The organism is Vibrio sp. 779(2023) (assembly GCF_033344285.1).
Taxonomy (GTDB): domain Bacteria; phylum Pseudomonadota; class Gammaproteobacteria; order Enterobacterales; family Vibrionaceae; genus Vibrio; species Vibrio alginolyticus.
Map to the genome: position 1 here is coordinate 1 of NZ_JAWPOM010000146.1, position 1,233 is coordinate 1,233.

Genomic DNA, 1,233 nt, shown 5'->3' on the forward strand with positions numbered 1-1,233 from the left:
CGAAAAATGGCCTTCGCGCCTATCTCGCTGTAAAAGGTGGCTTCAATGTGCCTGAGCACCTTGGGAGCTCATCGACCGTGCTTCGTGAAGCATTAGGTGGACTAGAAGCCAATGGTAACGCTCTAAAAGCTGGAGATGTTCTCCCTTTTGACGCTCATTCATTACCTAACCATAAACCAAGAATCATGACATTTCGTTTCAAGCCAGATTACAACTTGCCAATTACACTACGCGTTATTGAAGGTTATCAATGTGATGATTTCAGTGTTGAAGCTAAAGAAAAATTCTATTCGGGAGGCTTTGCGATCTCGCCAGACTCTAATCGAATGGGCTATCGCCTTGAAGGAAATACGGTAAAGCCACCTTATGATGGCATCTTATCTGAAGGGATCGCGCTAGGCGCCATTCAAATTCCCCATGATGGTAATCCGATTGTATTACTCAATGACCACCAAACCATTGGTGGGTATCCAAAGCTTGGTTGTGTTGCCAGAATAGATTTGCCTAGATTAGCGCAAGCGAAGCCGGGTCAGAAAGTGCGTTTCATCAAGGGTGATAGACAAGGTTTGCAGGATGTGTGGTGTCAGTGGGCTCAGTTTTTTGGCTACTGAGCCCTATTCAGTTTTTGGCTGCTTACATCCCGTAGCGTTCAGCTAGAGCATGCGGATAGCCTCGTTCTTCGGTCAGTTTAATCGCGTATTGTTCGATTTCGTTTTCAGACCAATTAACGGTCACTGGATGTTGCGCTTCTACATTATGTTGAGGCGTGATATCAAACCAATACTGAAGCATTTTTTGAGCAGCCAACAACGTAGAAGACGCTTTCACAACTTCAATTCGAGCGTAGTGATTTTGTTCGAATGAAACATCTGCCGCGCGAAGCACGGGATCTGTGCCTGGAATCTGTTGAGCACCAAACAACGCTTTGCCACCTTTTTCCGCTGTTTTGTAATCAGGGATAAATTGGGCCATGTGTTGTATTGCGTTATGCGTTCTTTCACCCAAAATTTCTTCACGCCACCCACTGCGAATTTTAGACAGTAACGGTACAGGTAGCTCAGGTTGAGCAGAGAGTGCCGTGCTTTCAACTAAGCCATCTTCAAACAACGTGATCTCTTTCGTCATGCCGTGCAGCTGGAAATAGCCATCTCCATAAGGAGTTAACTGCGCCATTCCTTTATCTGTGCCACGGGGGCCGTGGAAAATGACTTCTGGCCATTGCTGGTTACATTC

At 46.0% G+C, this 1,233-nt stretch carries 2 pseudogenes; one reads left to right on the forward strand and one right to left on the reverse strand.

Going from position 1 to position 1,233, the window contains the following annotated elements:
* Positions 1 to 611: pseudogene (locus R8O70_RS25625) on the forward strand (biotin-dependent carboxyltransferase family protein); the annotation flags it as partial.
* 22 nt (positions 612 to 633) lie between these two features.
* Here the strand turns inward: R8O70_RS25625 and R8O70_RS25630 are convergent.
* Positions 634 to 1,233 (reverse strand): annotated as a pseudogene (locus R8O70_RS25630) (FAD-dependent oxidoreductase); the annotation flags it as partial.